Annotated in this window: 12 protein-coding genes; 9 read left to right on the top strand and 3 right to left on the bottom strand. The window is 73.4% G+C overall.

All coding sequences use genetic code 11. From position 1 onward, the window contains the following. Window positions 1-33 precede the first annotated feature (33 nt). The 6 genes from ACTWP5_RS23265 (at window position 34) to ACTWP5_RS23240 (ending at window position 7,577) form a co-directional block, all read left to right on the top strand. Window positions 34-1,014 carry a carbohydrate ABC transporter permease gene (locus ACTWP5_RS23265; RefSeq protein WP_443223016.1) on the top strand — a complete coding sequence of 327 codons (981 nt, stop codon included), beginning with the start codon at window positions 34-36 and terminating at the stop codon, window positions 1,012-1,014. Then, the gene (locus ACTWP5_RS23260) at window positions 1,011-1,913 is read left to right on the top strand and encodes a carbohydrate ABC transporter permease (RefSeq protein ID WP_443223015.1); all 903 of its coding nucleotides are present in this window, start codon (window positions 1,011-1,013) and stop codon (window positions 1,911-1,913) included. Before ACTWP5_RS23265 ends, ACTWP5_RS23260 begins: the two co-directional genes overlap by 4 nt. Continuing rightward, window positions 1,910-3,091 carry a Gfo/Idh/MocA family protein gene (locus ACTWP5_RS23255; RefSeq protein WP_443223014.1) on the top strand — a complete coding sequence of 394 codons (1,182 nt, stop codon included), beginning with the start codon at window positions 1,910-1,912 and terminating at the stop codon, window positions 3,089-3,091. Before ACTWP5_RS23260 ends, ACTWP5_RS23255 begins: the two co-directional genes overlap by 4 nt. 1 nt (window position 3,092) lies before the next feature. After that, window positions 3,093-4,634, top strand: a complete 1,542-nt coding sequence (locus ACTWP5_RS23250; protein ID WP_443223013.1) for a family 43 glycosylhydrolase — start codon at window positions 3,093-3,095, stop codon at window positions 4,632-4,634. A gap of 140 nt (window positions 4,635-4,774) precedes the next feature. Next, window positions 4,775-6,103, top strand: coding sequence for an ABC transporter substrate-binding protein (locus ACTWP5_RS23245; protein ID WP_443223012.1), 1,329 nt, complete (start codon window positions 4,775-4,777; stop codon window positions 6,101-6,103). A 124-nt stretch (window positions 6,104-6,227) separates the two neighbouring features. Continuing rightward, window positions 6,228-7,577 (top strand): pectate lyase family protein, encoded by a 1,350-nt coding sequence (locus ACTWP5_RS23240; RefSeq protein WP_443223011.1) that lies wholly within the window; start codon window positions 6,228-6,230, stop codon window positions 7,575-7,577. Between the two features lie 159 nt (window positions 7,578-7,736). On the opposite strand, the gene ACTWP5_RS23235 is transcribed toward ACTWP5_RS23240, so the two are convergent. After that, the gene (locus ACTWP5_RS23235; RefSeq protein WP_443223010.1) at window positions 7,737-8,561 is read right to left on the bottom strand and encodes an NAD-dependent epimerase/dehydratase family protein; all 825 of its coding nucleotides are present in this window, start codon (window positions 8,559-8,561) and stop codon (window positions 7,737-7,739) included. A gap of 211 nt (window positions 8,562-8,772) precedes the next feature. Here ACTWP5_RS23235 and ACTWP5_RS23230 point away from each other — a divergent pair, with 211 nt between their 5' ends. The 3 genes from ACTWP5_RS23230 to ACTWP5_RS23220 all read left to right on the top strand — a co-directional run bounded on the left by ACTWP5_RS23230 (window position 8,773) and on the right by ACTWP5_RS23220 (window position 12,667). Then, on the top strand, window positions 8,773-9,723 hold the full coding sequence (locus ACTWP5_RS23230) for a 5-dehydro-4-deoxyglucarate dehydratase (protein ID WP_443223009.1): 951 nt from the start codon (window positions 8,773-8,775) through the stop codon (window positions 9,721-9,723). A 150-nt stretch (window positions 9,724-9,873) separates the two neighbouring features. Further along, a complete protein-coding gene (locus tag ACTWP5_RS23225) occupies window positions 9,874-11,097 on the top strand; it encodes a hypothetical protein (RefSeq protein ID WP_443223008.1) in 1,224 nt (407 codons plus the stop codon). Window positions 11,098-11,251: 154 nt separating this feature from the next. Further along, window positions 11,252-12,667, top strand: coding sequence for an NCS2 family permease (locus ACTWP5_RS23220; protein ID WP_443223007.1), 1,416 nt, complete (start codon window positions 11,252-11,254; stop codon window positions 12,665-12,667). Window positions 12,668-12,715: 48 nt separating this feature from the next. Here ACTWP5_RS23220 and pknB read toward each other — a convergent pair whose 3' ends face one another. Both pknB and ACTWP5_RS23210 read right to left on the bottom strand, forming a co-directional pair. Continuing rightward, entirely contained in the window at window positions 12,716-14,839 is a 2,124-nt protein-coding gene (pknB, locus tag ACTWP5_RS23215; RefSeq protein ID WP_443223006.1) for a Stk1 family PASTA domain-containing Ser/Thr kinase, read from the bottom strand. A 131-nt stretch (window positions 14,840-14,970) separates the two neighbouring features. Further along, window positions 14,971-15,744: an IclR family transcriptional regulator gene (locus ACTWP5_RS23210; protein ID WP_443223005.1), complete on the bottom strand. Its 774-nt coding sequence runs from the start codon at window positions 15,742-15,744 to the stop codon at window positions 14,971-14,973. Window positions 15,745-15,780 lie beyond the last annotated feature (36 nt).

The following is a 15,780-nucleotide window of genomic DNA, read 5'->3' as shown; positions in this document are numbered from 1 at the left end:
CCGGGCCGACGAGACAACGAAGGGAGGACCGCCATGGCCGACATCGTGAAGGACGCCGCCACGGCCGCGGCGGCCAAGGAGACCACGGGGACCGCGCCACCGCGGCCACACCCCCGCAGCCGGCGGCGCCGCCGCTCGGCGACGCCCCGCTACCTGCCGTACCTGCTGATAGCCCCCGCCGGGCTGCTGATGCTGGGCTTCATCGCCTACCCGATGCTCAGCGTCATCTACTACAGCCTCCAGCACTACAACGTCACCAAGCCGTGGCGGAACGGCTTCGCCGGGCTGGAGAACTACCGCGACATCTTCACCGACGACCCCTTCTTCTGGGACACCCTGGCCTTCAGCGCCCAGTGGGTCGTCGTCGAGGTCGGGCTCCAGCTCCTCCTCGGCCTCGCCCTCGCCCTGCTGATCAACCAGACCTTCGTCGGCCGCGGCCTCGCCCGCGCCATGGTCTTCTCGCCCTGGGCCGTCTCCGGGGTGTTGACCTCCACCATCTGGATCCTGCTGTACAACCCCTCCACGGGCGTCAGCCGGTACCTGGCCGACATGGGCATCGGCGACTACGGCACCTCGGTGCTGGCCGACACCGGCACCGTCTTCTGGGGCGCGGTCGTCGCCGAACTCTGGCGCGGCGTGCCGTTCTTCGCGATCCTCCTGCTGGCCGACCTCCAGTCCGTCTCCAAGGACCTCTACGAGGCCGCCTCCGTGGACGGCGCCAGCCGGCTGCGGCAGTTCTGGCACATCACGCTGCCGCACCTGAAGGACGCCATCATCCTGTCCACCCTGCTGCGGGCCGTGTGGGAGTTCAACAACGTCGACCTCCTCTACACCCTCACCGGAGGTGGTCCCGCGGGCGAGACGACCACGCTTCCCCTCTACGTCGCGCAGACCGGCATCGACGGCAACGAGTTCGGCTACGCCACCGCGCTGACCACCGTGGCCTTCCTGATCCTGCTCTTCTGCTCGATCCTCTACCTGCGCCTGAGCAAGTTCGGAAGTGATGACAAGTGACCGGACCAGCGACCGCCACCGTCATCGACCGCGCGGCCACCCCGCCCGCGGCACCGCCCGCCGCCCCGTCGGCCAGGCGCCGGCGCGGCTTCGACGAGCCGCCGCGGTGGCAGATCTACCTGCCGCTCGGCCTCTACCTCCTCTTCACGCTCATCCCGTTCTACTGGATGCTGCTCTTCGCGCTCCGCGAGCCGGGCTCGGACTCCCTGATCCCCTGGCCGATGACCGGGCAGCACTTCGAGAAGGTGTGGAACGAGCGCAGCTTCGACACCTACTTCGTCAACAGCACCTACGTCGGCATCGCCTCGATGATCATGACGGTGCTGGTGGCGCTCGCCGGCGGCTACGCCCTGGCGCGGTTCAAGTTCAGGCTGCGGATGCCGTTCATGCTCGCGCTGCTGTGCTCGCAGTTCATCCCCGGCGCGCTGATGCTCGTCCCGCTCTTCGAGATCTTCCGCGAGCTGACGATGCTCAACTCGCTGTGGAGCGTCATCATCGCCGAGACCGTCTTCCAGCTGCCGCTGACGATGATCCTCATCAGCGGCTTCATCAGGAACGTGCCGGTCTCGCTGGAGGAGCAGGCCTGGGTCGACGGCTGCTCGCGGATGCGGGCCTTCCTCGCCGTCGTGCTGCCGCTGCTGCGGCCCGGCCTGATCGCGGTGGGCTCCTTCGCCTTCGTCCACAGCTGGAACCACTTCCTGTTCGCCCTGATGTTCCTGAACTCCCAGGACAAGCAGACCATCCCGGTCGGCCTCAACACGCTGATCGGCACCGACAGCGTCGACCTCGGCGCGCTCGCCGCGGGCGGCGTGGTGGCGGCCCTGCCCGTCGTCATCATCTTCGCCTTCATCCAGCGCTGGCTCATCACGGGCATCAGCGCGGGGGCGGTGAAGGGATGACGGCGGTGACGGCCCCCGGGAACGAGCCCGTCCGCGTGGTGCTGGTCGGCCCGCGCGGCCACGGCTGGTGGCACCTGGCGAACCTCCGCCGGCTCGACGAGGAGAACGTGGTCCGCCTCGTCGGCGTCTGCGACCTCGCCCCGATGGACCCCGAGGAACTCGCGGGCTTCGGCGAGGTCGAGCAGTCCGACGACTTCGACGCGCTGCTGGGGAGCACCGGCGCCGAGGTGGCCGTGGTCTGCACGCCGATCCACACCCACGTCGCGCTGGCGCTGACCGCCGCCCGGCGGGGCGTCCACCTGCTGCTGGAGAAGCCCCCCACCCCCTCGCTCGCCGCCTTCACCGAGCTGACCGAGGGCGTCGAGCGCGCCGGCGTGGCCTGCCAGGTCGGCTTCCAGTCGCTCGGCTCCCACGCCGTGACCGCCATCCGCGAGCTGGTCGCCGAGGGCGCGATCGGCGCCGTCCGCGGCATCGGCGCGGGCGGGGCGTGGGCGCGGGACGAGGCGTACTGGCGCCGCTCGCGCTGGGGCGGGCACCGCACCCTCGACGGGCACGACGTCGTCGACGGCGTGCTGACCAACCCCCTGGCCCACGCCACCGCCACCGCGCTGCGCATCGCGGGCGCGGACCGGAGCGAGGACGTCGCCGGCGTGGAGCTGGAGATGTACCGGGTCAACGACATCGCCGCCGACGACACCTCGGCCGCCCGCGTCCACACCACCGACGGCACCACGATCGTGACCGCCGTGACGCTCTGCGCCGAGCGGCCCGGCGACCCGTACGTCGTGGTCCACGGCGACGCCGGCCGCGTCACCTTCTGGTACAAGGCCGACCGCGTGGTGCTGGAGCGCGCGGGCAGGGAGCCGGTCACCACCGACCACGAGCGCACCGACCTGCTGGCCAACCTCGTCGCCCACCTGCGCCACGGCGAGCCGCTGCTGGTGCCGCCCGCACGCACCGGCGCCTTCACCCGCCTGGTCGAGGCGGTCCGCACCGCGCCGGACCCGACGGCGCTGCCCGCCGACGCCTGGCGCGTCGAGGAGGGGCCGAACGGGCCCCGCCGCGTCGTCACCGGCGTCGACGAGCTCGTCGAGCGGGCCACCACCCGCCTGTCCCTCTTCTCCGAGCTGGGCGTGCCCTGGGCCACCGGGGCGCCCCACCGGGCGGAGGTGCGCTGAGATGGGCCAGACCCCGAGCGGTTACGTGAACCCGGTGCTGCCGGCCGACTGGTCCGACCCCGACGTCATCCGCGTCGGCGAGGACTTCTACCTCACCGCGTCCAGCTTCGGCCGCGTCCCCGGGCTGCCGCTGCTCCACTCCCGCGACCTGGTCAACTGGCGCTTCGTCGGCCACGCGCTGGAGCGCCTGACCCCCACCGAGGTCTTCGCCGCACCGCGCCACGACTGCGGCGTGTGGGCGCCCTCGCTGCGCCACCACGACGGCCGGTTCTGGATCTTCTGGGGCGACCCCGACCACGGCGTCTACCAGGTCAACGCCCCGGAGATCACCGGCCCGTGGAGCGAGCCCTGGCTGCTGAAGCCGGGCAGGGGCCTGATCGACCCCTGCCCGCTGTGGGACGACGACGGCCGCGCCTACCTGGTCCACGGCTGGGCGAAGTCCCGCTCGGGCATCAAGAACCGCCTCACCGGCCACGCGATGAGCCCCGACGGCCGCGAGCTGCTGGACGCCGGCCGCGTGGTGGTCGACGGCGACGCGCTGCCGGGCTGGTTCACGCTGGAGGGCCCGAAGCTCTACCGCCACGACGGCTGGTACTGGATCCTCGCCCCGGCGGGCTCGGTGGAGACCGGCTGGCAGGGCGCGTTCCGCTCCCGGGACGTCTTCGGACCCTACGAGGAGCGGATCGTGCTCGCCCAGGGCGACACCGACGTCAACGGCCCCCACCAGGGCGGCTGGGTGACCGACCCGTCCGGCGGCCACTGGTTCCTCCACTTCCAGCAGCGCGGCGCGTTCGGCCGGGTGGTGCACCTCCAGCCGATGACCTGGCAGGAGGACGGCTGGCCGGTGATGGGCGAGCGCGGCGAGCCGGTGGCCGGCCACCGGCTGCCCGTGCCCGGCTGCGAGCCCGCCGCCCCCGCCACCGACGACGACTTCCCAGGCGGCTCCTTCGGCCCGCAGTGGACCTGGCTGGCCAACCCCCAGCCCGGCTGGACGAAGCCCCACGAGGGCGACGGCCTGCGCCTCGTGCCCCACCCGACCCCCGACGCGGGCGACCTGCGCCGCCTGCCCAACGTGCTGGCCCAGCGGCTCCCGGTGGGCCCGCGCACCGTCGAGGTGGAACTCGCCCTCGACGACGTGGCGCCGGGAGCCAAGGCCGGTCTGGCCGTGGTCGGCGACGCCTTCTGCTGGATCGGCCTGGAGCGGCCCCCCGCCTCCGACGGCGGCGGGGACGGCGAGGCCCGGGGCGTGCGGCTGGTGCACCGGTTCGCCGAGTCGGTGGCCGAGCACGAACGCGACGCGGCCCACCCCCTCGCCGCGCCCGAGGGCCGCGTCCGGCTGCGGGTGGAGATCACCGCCGACGGCCGCTGCCGCTTCGCCGCGGCCCTTCCCGGCGGTGACGTCCGGCCCTCGGGGCCGGAGTTCGCCGCCACCCCCTGGCGATGGGTGGGGGCCCAGCTCGGGCTCTTCGCCACCGCGCCGTCGACCACCCCGACCGGCGTGCCGCCCGGAGCGGCCACGTTCCGACGGTTCCGCATCACCTAGCGGGACGCAGGAGCAGCCCCGCTCACCCGACGTCCCCCCGCCCCCGCCCCACCGTCCCCCCGAACCACCGAACCACCGAACCACCCACGAGACACCCGGACCAACCGATGACGATTTTCCTGCGACAAGGGAGCCGCACGATGAACAGAAAGCTTGCCCACCGAGCGGCGGTGGGCGTGATCGCCCTCGCGCTCGCCGCCACCGCCACCGCCTGTGGCGACGACGGCAGCACCGGATCGGGCGCGGAGGGCGACGGCACCGGCGAGATCACCTTCTGGGACAACAACGGCGGTGTGCGCACCGAGGTCTGGAACGAGATCATCGCCGCCTTCGAGGAGGAGCACCCGGACATCGACGTCGTCTACGAGGGCATCCCGATCGACCAGGTGCAGTCGAAGTACGACGCGGCCATCCAGGGCGGCTCGGGCCTGCCGGACGTGGGCATGGTCTCCACCTCCTACCTGGCCAACCTCGTCGCGCAGGGCGCGCTGAGCCCGATCGACGACCGCCTGACCGGCAGCTCGCTGGACGGCCAGCTGTCGCCCGCGTTCCTGGAGAGCGTGCGCGCCACCACCGGGGGCGAGGAGCTGTTCTCCGTGCCCACCTCCGCCAACCAGGGCATCCTGTGGTACCGCACGGACCTGTTCGACGACGCGGGCCTCGAACCGCCCACGAGCTGGGAGAACTTCTACACCGCGGCCGAGGAGCTGGCCGACCCGGACAACAACCGGTTCGGCTTCACCATCCGCGGCGGTGAGGGCTCCATAGCCCAGGCCCTGGACGCGATGTACTCGCAGTCCGGCATCGACTCCTTCTGGAGCGAGGACGGCACCGAGTCCACCGTCAACGCCCCCGAGAACGTGGCGGCGCTGGAGCGGTACGTCGACCTGTACAACACGGTCACCCCCGAGGCCGACGTCAACAGCGACTTCACCACCATGATCGCCACCTTCAGCGGCGGCGACGTCGGCATGGTCCAGCACAACCTCGGCTCCTACGGCGACCTCAGCGAGGCGTTCGGCGAGAACGTCGCCGGCCTGCCGATGCCGACCAACGACGACGGCCACCACACCTTCGTCTCCAACCCGGTCGACGGCATGGCCCTGTTCAACTCCAGCGACAACAAGGACGCGGCCTGGACCTTCATGGAGTTCGCCGCCTCCTACGAGATGAACAGCATGTGGAACGAGTCGGCCGGCCAGATCCCGGCCAACACCGAGGCCCAGCAGGCCGACTGGGTGGCCGACTCGCCGCCCACCCAGGCCGCGGTCGAGGCGCTGAGCGACGAGGCCACCACCATCGTCCAGCTGCCCTACTACCTCCCCGACTGGAACAACATCAGCAAGGCCGACAACGAGCCGAACTTCCAGCGCGTGCTGCTCGGAGAGATGTCCGCCCAGGACTTCCTCGACGAGCTCGCCACGCAGTTCAACGAGGCACAGGCCGAGTGGGAGGAGCAGCAGCAGTAGCACCCCCCACGGGCCGGTCGGCGCAGCCAGGGTGCTGGGTCGGCCGGCCCTGTCGTCCCCCCGCCCGCGCACCACACCCCCACGACCGTCACGCCCACCACGCACCACGACAACGGAGTCGCACATGAGACCCAGACACAGACGCTCCCTCGCCCTGGCCGGCTGCGCGGCCCTCACGCTCGCCGCCGTCCCGCTCGTCGAGGCCGCCACCGCCGCACCCGCCCCCGGGCACGGCGGCGGGCACCGTGACCCCGCCCGCGCCACCCTGCCCGCCGGGGACGGCTGGGGCGCGGCCGAGGGCCACGTCACCGGAGGCTCGGCGGCCGACGCCGAGCACGTGTACACCGTCGACACGCGGGCCGAGCTGGTCGCCGCGCTGGCGGCGGGCGATGCGGACACCCCGAGGATCATCAAGGTCCGCGGCACCATCGACGCCAACACCGACGACGAGGGCAACCCCCTCACCTGCGAGGACTACGCCACCGACGGGTACACCCTCCAGGGCTACCTCGACGCCTACGACCCGGAGACCTGGGGTGTCGTCGAGCCCTCGGGCCCGATGGAGGAGGCGCGCCTGGCCTCCGCCGCGAACCAGGCGGAGCGCGTCAGGCTGTCGGTGGGGTCGAACACCACCCTGGTCGGCCTCGGCGACGACGCCACCCTGCTGGGCGCCACCGTCGACGTCCGGGACGCGGAGAACGTCATCATCCGCAACCTCACCTTCGAGGACGCCTACGACTGCTTCCCGCAGTGGGACCCGACCGACGGCGAGTTCGGCGAGTGGAACTCGGAGTACGACAACCTCGTGGTCTACGGCTCGCGGCGGGTGTGGGTGGACCACAACACCCTCACCGACGGCCGCCGCCCCGACGCCGAGCAGCCGCGGTACTTCGGCCGGCTCTACCAGCAGCACGACGGCCTGTTCGACATCGTGCGCGGCGCCGACCTGGTCACCGTCAGCTGGAACGTCATGCGCGACCACAGCAAGACGATCCTGCTCGGCAACAGCGACGGCGCCGGTGCCACCGACCGGGGCAGGCTGCGGGTGACGTTCCACCACAACCTCTTCGAGAACCTCGGCGAGCGCGTGCCGCGCGTCCGCTTCGGCCAGGTGGACGTCTACAACAACCACTTCCGCCAGGCCGCGGGCTCCGACTTCGGCTACACCTGGGGCATCGGCTTCGAGGCCCAGCTCGTCGCGGAGCACAACGCCTTCAGCCTCCCCGCGGAGATCGACCCCGCCGAGGTCATCCACCGCTGGAGCCCCAACACCGCGATGACCGAGAGCGGCAACATCGTCAACGGTCGGCGGGTGGACCTGCTGGGCGCCTACAACGAGGCGAACCCCGAGGCGCTGCTCGGCGACGACGCCGGCTGGGTCCCGGAGCTGCGCACGCGGGTCGACTCGCCGTGGGCCGTGCCGGGCCGCGTGCAGGCGAACGCGGGTGCGGGCGAGCTGCGCGGGCTGCGCTAGGACGGGCCACGCCCGCGCCTGACCGCGCGCCGGCCACGGCCGGCGCCGCGGGAGGGCGCGGGCGGGGGAGTGGAACGGCCGGAAACCGGCGGGAAACCGGCGGGGAGCGGACGTTCGAGGGTCTCCTCGACATCCGCTCCCCGCGTGTCCCGGTGCCGGTCAGCGTGCGTGGCGGTTCGCCCACAGCGGCGGGTCCGTCACGAAGCCGCCGCCGAGGTACGCGTGGTCGGGGTTGCTCTCGGCGTCGAACTCGCCCTCGGCCGCGACCAGCTCGGCGGCGAAGCGCTCGGAGTCGTCCTCGGGCTCGTACCCGAGGGCCCGCGCCGGAGCGAGGTCCCACACCAGGCGGGTGTTGGCCGAGGAGCCGTAGACCACGGTGTGGCCGACGTCCGGGGCCGACAGCGCGGCGTGGAAGAGCCGGGCGCCGTCCTCGGGGCTCATCCAGACGGCGAGCATCCGGACGTTGAACGGCTTGGGGAAGCAGGACCCGATGCGGATGGAGACCGTCTCGATGCCGTGCCGGTCCCAGTACAGCTGGGCGAGGTCCTCGCCGAAGCACTTGGAGAGGCCGTAGAAGGTGTCGGGCCGGCGCGGGGTGTCGATGGGGATGAGACCCTGCTCGGGGCGCGGCCACGGGGTGTACCCGACGGCGTGGTTGCTGGAGGCGAAGACGACGCGGCGCACGCCGGCCTCGCGGGCCGCCTCGTAGAGGTTGTAGGTGCCCGTGATGTTGGCTTCGAGGATCTCCTCGAAGGGCGCCTCCAGGGAGATGCCCGCCAGGTGCAGGATCGCGTCGGTCCCCGCCACGGCCTCGCGCAGCGCCGCCCGGTCGCTGAGGTCGGCGGTGAGGGCCTGCGGCGCGTCGGGCACGGGCGCGACGTCGAGGAGGCGCAGCTCGTACCCGTACGCCGGCAGCAGCTCGCGCATCAGGGTGCCGACCCCACCGGCGGCGCCGGTGAGGAGAACGGTGCGGGGCGCGGCCATGGGGTCTCCCGTTCCTCTGAGGACCGTTCATATATGGGACTGCGAGGGACACCGTATGCCTCGGTTTCGTGGCGCGTCAATGCCGGCTTGACCACGGACGTCACCTCATCTAGCGTCTGGGACAGCGTTCATGAATATGGACGATGATCAGGTCCATGACCAGGTATGCGCTTCGCATCGCGCATGACGACCGAGACGGGACGGGATCCGCATGACCGACGCCTCACTCGCCGACCGGCTCGACGGACTGCTCTTCTTCCCCGTGACCGCCACCCGTCCCGACGGCTCGCTCCACCTGGACGCCTACCGCGCCCACGTCGCGGCCGGCGTCGAGGCCGGCGCCGGCGCCGTCTTCGCCTGCTGCGGGACGGGCGAGTTCCACGCGCTGACCCTGGAGGAGGTCCGCGACTGCGTGGCCGCCGCCGTCGAGGCCACCGCGGGCGCCGTCCCCGTCGTCGCCGGCGTGGGCTACGGCACGGCCGTGGCCGCGCAGTTCGCCCGCGCCGCGGAGGAGGCCGGCGCCGACGGCCTCCTGGTCCTCCCGCCGTACCTGGTCAGGGCCGGTCAGGGCGGCCTGCTGCGCCACTACCGCGAGCTGGCCGCGGCCACGCGGCTGCCGCTCGTCCTCTACCAGCGGGACAACGCCGTCCTCACCCCCGGCACCGTCGTCGAACTGGCGCGGACCCCCGGCGTCATCGGCCTCAAGGACGGCCTCGGCAACCTCGACCTGCTCCAGCGCACGATCTCCGCCGTCCGCGCGGAGCTGCCCGAGCTCGCCGACCGCTTCCGGTACTTCAACGGCATGCCCACCGCCGAGCTGACCCAGACCGCGTACGCGGCCCTCGGCGTGCGGCTGTACTCCTCGGCCGTCTTCTGCTTCGCCCCCGAGATCGCCCTCGCCTTCCACGCGGCGGTCACCGGCGGCGACGAGGCGACGGTGCGGCGGCTGCTCGACGGCTTCTACCGGCCCCTGGTCGAGCTGCGCAACCGCGGCAACGGGTACGCGGTCTCGCTGGTCAAGGCCGGCGTGCGGCTGCGCGGCCTCGACGTCGGCGGGGTGCGCGCGCCGCTGGCCGAGCCCGAGCCCGAGCACCTCGCCGAGTTCACCGCGCTCCTGGACCGCGGCCTCGCGCTCGTCGGCGCCGCCCGCGCGGCCTCCTGACGCCGGGCGCGCCGCTCCCGCGTGACACCCCCCGCGTGACGCCCCGCCCGACGGCCCCGCGTGACGGCCCCCGTCGGGCCCACGCCCCGGGCGCCCTGACATCGTGGGCGCCGACGCCGTGACCCACGACCCCGAGAGAGGGTGACCTCGATGACCGCATCGCTGACCGCCGGTGCCTTCGTCTATCCCTGGGACGTCGTCGGCGACCCCGACGCCCCGCGCCGGCTGGCCGCCACGGGCGTCACCCGGGTCACCCTCGCGTCCGCCTACCACGCGACGCGCGCCCTGACCCCCCGCCACCCCGACCACCGCGTCGTGACCGCCCGCCACGCCGCCGTCTACTACCCGCCGGACGCGGGCCACTGGGCCGGCAGCCCGCTGCGGCCCCACCCGCAGACGTGGCTGCCGGGCGAGGACCCCTTCGCCGAGGCCGCGCGGGCCCTCGCCGACGCCGGCCTCGAGGTCCACTCCTGGGTGATCCTCGCCCACAACTCCCGCCTCGGCCGCGAGCACCCCGAGGCCACCGTGCGCAACGCCTACGGCGACCGGTACCCCTGGGCGCCGTGCATCGCCCGGCCCGAGGTCCGCTCCTACGTGGTGCGGCTGGCCGCCGAGGCCGCCACCCGCCCCGGGACGAGCGGCACCGAGCTGGAGTCCTGCGGCTGGTACGGCCTGGACCACCTCCACGCCCACGACAAGATCGGCGGCGCCGGACTCGGCCCGGTCGGCGGCTGGCTGATGTCGCTCTGCTTCTGCGCCTCCTGCCACGCCGGGTACCGCGCCCACGGCGTCGAGCCCGAGGAGCTGCGGCGGGCGGTGACCGCCGCCCTGGCGCCGTACTTCGCCGGCACCGCGGGCCCCGCCCCGGCCGACCGCGACGGCGAGCGCGCCGAGTTCGACCGCCTCCTCGGAGCCGAACTCGCCGGCGCCGTCACCGCCTTCCGCGACGCCACCGCCGACACGCTGCAACGCGAGGCCGTCGCCGCCGTGAGGGCCGCCGCCCTGGGCCCCGCCTTCCGCGTCCTCCTCCACGCCGACCCCGCCCCCCACCGGTACGGCGCGAACGTCGGCGTCGCCCCCGCCGCGATCCTCGACCACGCCGACGGCGTCGTGCTGCCCTGCCCCGGCGGGCCCGGGGGCGCGGCCGGACGCTCGGCGGTGCTGGCGCCGTTCGTGCCCCACCGCCGTGCGCACACGGCGCTGGCCGCGAACTTCGGGATCGTCGCCGGCATGGGCGGCAGCCCGGCCACCCTCCGCTCCGACGCCGCGCACGCCGCCGAACTCGGCGCCACCGAGCTGCGCCTCTACCACGGCGGGCTGGCCACCGACGAGGACCTGGCGGCGGTCACCGCCGCGCTCGCGTCGCTGGGCTGAGGGGCGCGCCGAGGTCAGGGCGCGATTCGGTAACGGTGCGGCATCGTGTTACACGTACAAAACCTACACATGCCGTCCACCCGGCAGAATCCCTGCGTCCCCGGAACCCCAGGGTTCCCCTCGTCCCCCGCTCGTACCACCCGTGAGGATCCCCATGCCATCCCGCTCCGGCCCTCTGGCGCGCCTCGACACCTTCTTCCAGATCTCCGAGCGGGGGTCGAGTCTCGCCCGGGAGCTGCGCGGCGGGCTCGTCACGTTCTTCGCGATGGCCTACATCCTCGTGCTGAACCCGATCATCCTCGGCGGCGCGGAGGACATCAACGGCGACCAGCTGTCCTTCCCCCAGCTGGTCACGGCGACGGCCCTGGTCGCCGCCATCATGACGGTGCTGATGGGCATCACCGCCAACCTCCCGCTCGCGCTCGCCGCCGGCCTCGGCATCAACGCGATGGTGGCCTACCAGATCGCGCCGCAGATGACCTGGCACGACGCGATGGGCCTGGTGGTGATCGAGGGCCTCATCCTGTGCGTGCTCTCCGCCACCGGGCTGCGGGAGGCGGTGATGAACGCGATCCCGATGCCGCTGAAGATCGCCATCGGCGTCGGCATCGGCATGTTCATCGCCCTCATCGGCCTGGTGGACGCCGGCTTCACCGTCGGCCACGAGGGCTCGCCGCCCATCACCCTCGGCGCCACGGGCGAACTCACCGGCTGGCCCGTCCTCGTCTTCTGCCTCGGCGTCCTGCTGACCCTCGCCCTCCTCGCACGCGGCGTGAAGGGCGCCATCCTGCTGAGCATCGTCGCCATGACCGTCCTCGCGATGGTCATCAACGCCATCGCCGACATCCCCGACGAGGCGTGGGGCCTGACCGTCCCCGAGGCGCCCGAGGACGTCGTGGCCAGCCCCGACTTCGGCCTGCTCGGCAACTTCAGCCTGCTGGGGGCCTTCGACGAGGTCAGCACCGTCACCGTGGTGCTGCTGGTCTTCACGCTCTTCCTCACCGACTTCTTCGACACCATGGGCACGGCCGTCGGCGTCACCAGCGAGGCCGGGCTGCTGGACAAGCAGGGCCGCGTGCCGCGCCTGGGCCGGCTGCTGTTCACCGACGGCCTCGCCGCGGCGGCGGGCGGCGCGGCCTCGGCCTCGTCCAACACCTCCTACGTGGAGTCGGCCGCGGGTGTCGGAGAGGGGGCCCGCACCGGCCTGGCCAACATGGTGACCGGTGGCCTGTTCGCCCTGGCGCTCTTCTTCGCGCCGCTGGCCGCCGTCGTGCCCTCCCAGGCCGCCGCGCCCGCGCTGGTCGCCGTCGGCTTCCTGATGATGGCCGGCGTCGGGCGCATCGACTGGTCGGACTACTCCATCGCCATCCCGGCGTTCGTCACCATCGCGGTGATGCCCTTCACCTTCTCGATCACCAACGGCATCGGCGCCGGCTTCATCGCCTTCGTGGTGATCAGGAGCGTCCTCGGCCGCGCCAGGGAGGTCAGCGGGCTGATGTGGGTCGCCGCGGCGCTCTTCGTCGTCTACTTCGCCATCAACCCCGTCGAGCAGCTCCTCGGCGTCAGCTGACGCCGAGGCCGACGGACGGCCCGGCGCCGAGGGTGCGGCGCCGGGCGGTCAGGGAGCGGTGACGCAGAAGACCGTGACCGTCTCGCCCTCGGGGAGCGTGGTGCCGCCCGCGGGGTCGGTGGAGTCCACGACGTCCTGCGGCGCGCAGCCGGCCGACGGGTCGTCGAGGTTCTCGGGCAGCGGCACGAGGCCCGCGTCGGTCAGCTGCTGCTCGGCGTCGGCGTAGCTCAGGCCGTCGACCGTCGGCACCTCGACCTCGGCCACCGCGGGCTCGACCGTCAGCGTCACGAGGCCGCCGGGCGGCAGCGTGCCGTCGGCCGGGTCCTGGGCGATCACGGTGTCCGGCGCCGCGCCGGTGGGCTCGGTGGCCGTCACCCGCTCCGCCGTCAGGCCGGCCTCGCGCAGGGTCCGTTCCGCGTCCTCGTAGGGCAGCCCCGTGACGTCGGGGACGGGCACCTGCTGCGGCTCCTCGTCGCTCGGGGACGGGTCCGGGCTCTCCTCGTCCGTCTCCTCCTCGCCGTCGGCCTCCTCGGTGGCGGACGGCTCCGGCGTCGCGGACGCGCTCTCCTCCGGCGGGCCGGCGACGGTGAGGGTGACCGTGGTGCCGGGCTCCCTCGTCCTGCCACCGGGCGGGTCCTGGTCGACGACCGTGCCGGGCTCGGCCGTGGCGGACACCTCCGCGGGCGCGGCCTCGCGGGCGACCTCGAAGCCGGCGTCCCACAGCTCGGCCGTCGCGCTCTCGACGTCGTCGCCCACCACGTCGGGCACGCGCACCGGACGCGAGCCCGCCGAGAGGACGAGCGTGAGGGTCGAGCCCGCCTCGACGTCCGTGCCGGCCGCGGGATCGGTCGCGCAGACCCGGCCCTCGGGCACGGGGCAGGGGCGGCTGGCGCCCTCCCGTGGGGTGAGGCCGGCCTCCTCGGCGGTGGCGCGGGCCCGCTCCACGCTCATGCCGCCGAGGTCCGGCACGGACACCAGGTCCGGGCCGCCGTCGGCCGCGGCCTGGCCGCCGCCGACGAGGGAGCGGCCGAGCAGGACGGCGCCGACGACGAGGGCGAGCGTCACGACCGCCGCCAGCACGGCCCTGCCGCGGCGCCGCGGTTCGCGCCGCCGTCGGCCGGGGGCGCGTGGGCCGGACGGGGTCCGCGGGGTGTGCTGGGTGCGCGTCGGACTCGGCGCCGGCTCCGCGGTCGCGGGCTCCGCCGTCGCCGGCTCGGCCGCCGCGTGCGGCGGCGCCTGCCGCGGCAGCCGGGAGGTCTCGGTGGTGTCGGTGGTGGAGGTGGCGTCGGCCCCGGCCGGGCCCGCCGGGTGCTCGAGCGGCGCTCCCGTGAGCGCAGCGTGGAGGTCGTGCCGCATCGCGTCCGCGGTGGCGTACCGCTCGTCGGGGTCCTTCGCGAGCGCCCGCAGGACGATCGCGTCGACCGCCTCCCTCAGCCCCGGCGCGATGTCGGGGGCGTGGGAGCTCGGCGGCGCCGGCGCCTCGTTGACGTGCTGGTAGGCGACGGCCACGGGCGAGTCGCCGGTGAACGGCGGCCGTCCCGTCAGCAGCTCGTTGAGGAGGCAGCCCGTGGAGTACAGGTCGGACCTGGCGTCGACCGTCTCGCCCCTGGCCTGTTCGGGGGAGAGGTACTCGGCGGTGCCGAGCACCGACGTCGGGTGTTCCATCGTGATGCCGACCCGGCCGGTGGCGCGGGCGATCCCGAAGTCCATCACCTTCACCTCACCGGCGTCGGTGAGCATGATGTTCGCCGGCTTGATGTCGCGGTGGACGATGCCCCTGGCGTGGGAGTAGGCCAGCGCCCGCAGCACCCCGGAGCAGATCTCCAGGGCACGCTCGGGCGGCGGCGACCCGCTGCCGGTCAGCCGCTGTCGCAGCGTGGCGCCCTCCACGTACTCCATCACGATGTACGGGATGGGGACGCCGTCGGTGAGCTCCTCGCCGGTGTCGTAGACCGCGACGACGGCGGGGTGGTTGAGGGAGGCGGCCGACTCGGCCTCGCGCTGGAACCGTGCCTGGCAGACGGGGTCGCGCGCCAGCTCGGGCAGGAGCGTCTTGACCGCCACCTCGCGCCCCAGGCGGGTGTCGAGGCAGAGGTGGACCGTGGCCATGCCGCCGCGGCCCAGCACCCTGAGCAGCTCGTACCGGTTCGCCAGGCGACGTGGCGCGTCCATGTCATTCTCCCCGTTGTCCCCGATGTGTCCCCGGCGCTCCCCGACGTCCCCGTGGCCGGCGCCCGGTGATGCGCGGGCCCGTCGCACCTTCTCGCGCCACCGTGCGGCCCGAGAATAGTTGACGCGCCCGCCTACAGGTGACGCGTGGCCAGGGCCAGGCGGTCCCGGGCGTCGAGCAGGGCGTCCTTGATCAGCTGCTCGTGCGCCGCCGTCAGCCGGGCCACCGGCACCGAGCAGCTGATGGCGTCCCGCGCCGGGCTGCGGTACGGGATCGCGACCCCGAAGCAGCTCAGGCCCAGGGTGTTCTCCTCCCGGTCGACGGCGTACCCGCGCTCGCGCACCGCGCCCAGCTCGTCGATGAGTCGCTCGCGGTCGGTGATCGTGTGCTCGGTCAGCCGCTCCAGGCGGGCGGGCAGCAGCGCGCGGACCTGGTCGTCGGTGCAGGTCGCCAGCAGCGCCTTGCCGAGCGAGGTCGAGTGGGCCGGCAGGCGGCGGCCCACCCGGGTGAACGGGCGCAGGTAGTGCTCGGACTGGCGGGTGGCGAGGTAGACCACGCTGGTGCCGTCCAGGCGCGCCAGGTGGATGGTCTCCGTCGTCTCGTCCGAGAGCCTGTCCAGCGTCGGGCGGGCGGCGGCCACCACCTCGTCGCCGTCGATGTACGAGGTGCCCACCAACAGGGCGCGGACGCCGATGCCGTACCGGGTGCCGGTGGCGTCCGTCTCCACCCAGCCGAGGTCCACCAGGGTGCGCAGCAGCATGTACAGGCTCGACTTGGGGTACCCGACGGCGGTCTGCACCTCGGCCAGGGAGTGCATCCCCGGCCTGCCGGCGAAGAACTCCAGCAGCTCGACGGTGCGAACGGCCGACTTGACCTGCGACGTGGCACCCGTCTCGGCAGTTGACATCGCCTTGACCCCCTTGTTCGAGCCGCTATACAGTCC

The sequence above is a fragment of the Streptomyces sp. 4N509B genome, assembly GCF_052245655.1.
GTDB lineage: Bacteria > Actinomycetota > Actinomycetes > Streptomycetales > Streptomycetaceae > Streptomyces.
Note: the sequence above shows the minus strand (reverse complement) of the source record. Positions and strands in the feature narration are given on the sequence as shown.

What these genes read in the sequence shown, in the direction of transcription:
- ACTWP5_RS23265 (WP_443223016.1), top strand. Translation starts at nt 34, where the DNA reads ATGGCCGACATCGTGAAGGACGCCGCCACGGCCGCGGCGGCCAAGGAG.
- ACTWP5_RS23255 (WP_443223014.1), top strand. Translation starts at nt 1,910, where the DNA reads ATGACGGCGGTGACGGCCCCCGGGAACGAGCCCGTCCGCGTGGTGCTG.
- ACTWP5_RS23250 (WP_443223013.1), top strand. Translation starts at nt 3,093, where the DNA reads ATGGGCCAGACCCCGAGCGGTTACGTGAACCCGGTGCTGCCGGCCGAC.
- ACTWP5_RS23245 (WP_443223012.1), top strand. Translation starts at nt 4,775, where the DNA reads ATGAACAGAAAGCTTGCCCACCGAGCGGCGGTGGGCGTGATCGCCCTC.
- ACTWP5_RS23240 (WP_443223011.1), top strand. Translation starts at nt 6,228, where the DNA reads ATGAGACCCAGACACAGACGCTCCCTCGCCCTGGCCGGCTGCGCGGCC.
- ACTWP5_RS23235 (WP_443223010.1), bottom strand. Translation starts at nt 8,561, where the DNA reads ATGGCCGCGCCCCGCACCGTTCTCCTCACCGGCGCCGCCGGTGGGGTC.
- ACTWP5_RS23230 (WP_443223009.1), top strand. Translation starts at nt 8,773, where the DNA reads ATGACCGACGCCTCACTCGCCGACCGGCTCGACGGACTGCTCTTCTTC.
- ACTWP5_RS23225 (WP_443223008.1), top strand. Translation starts at nt 9,874, where the DNA reads ATGACCGCATCGCTGACCGCCGGTGCCTTCGTCTATCCCTGGGACGTC.
- ACTWP5_RS23220 (WP_443223007.1), top strand. Translation starts at nt 11,252, where the DNA reads ATGCCATCCCGCTCCGGCCCTCTGGCGCGCCTCGACACCTTCTTCCAG.
- pknB (WP_443223006.1), bottom strand. Translation starts at nt 14,839, where the DNA reads ATGGACGCGCCACGTCGCCTGGCGAACCGGTACGAGCTGCTCAGGGTG.
- ACTWP5_RS23210 (WP_443223005.1), bottom strand. Translation starts at nt 15,744, where the DNA reads ATGTCAACTGCCGAGACGGGTGCCACGTCGCAGGTCAAGTCGGCCGTT.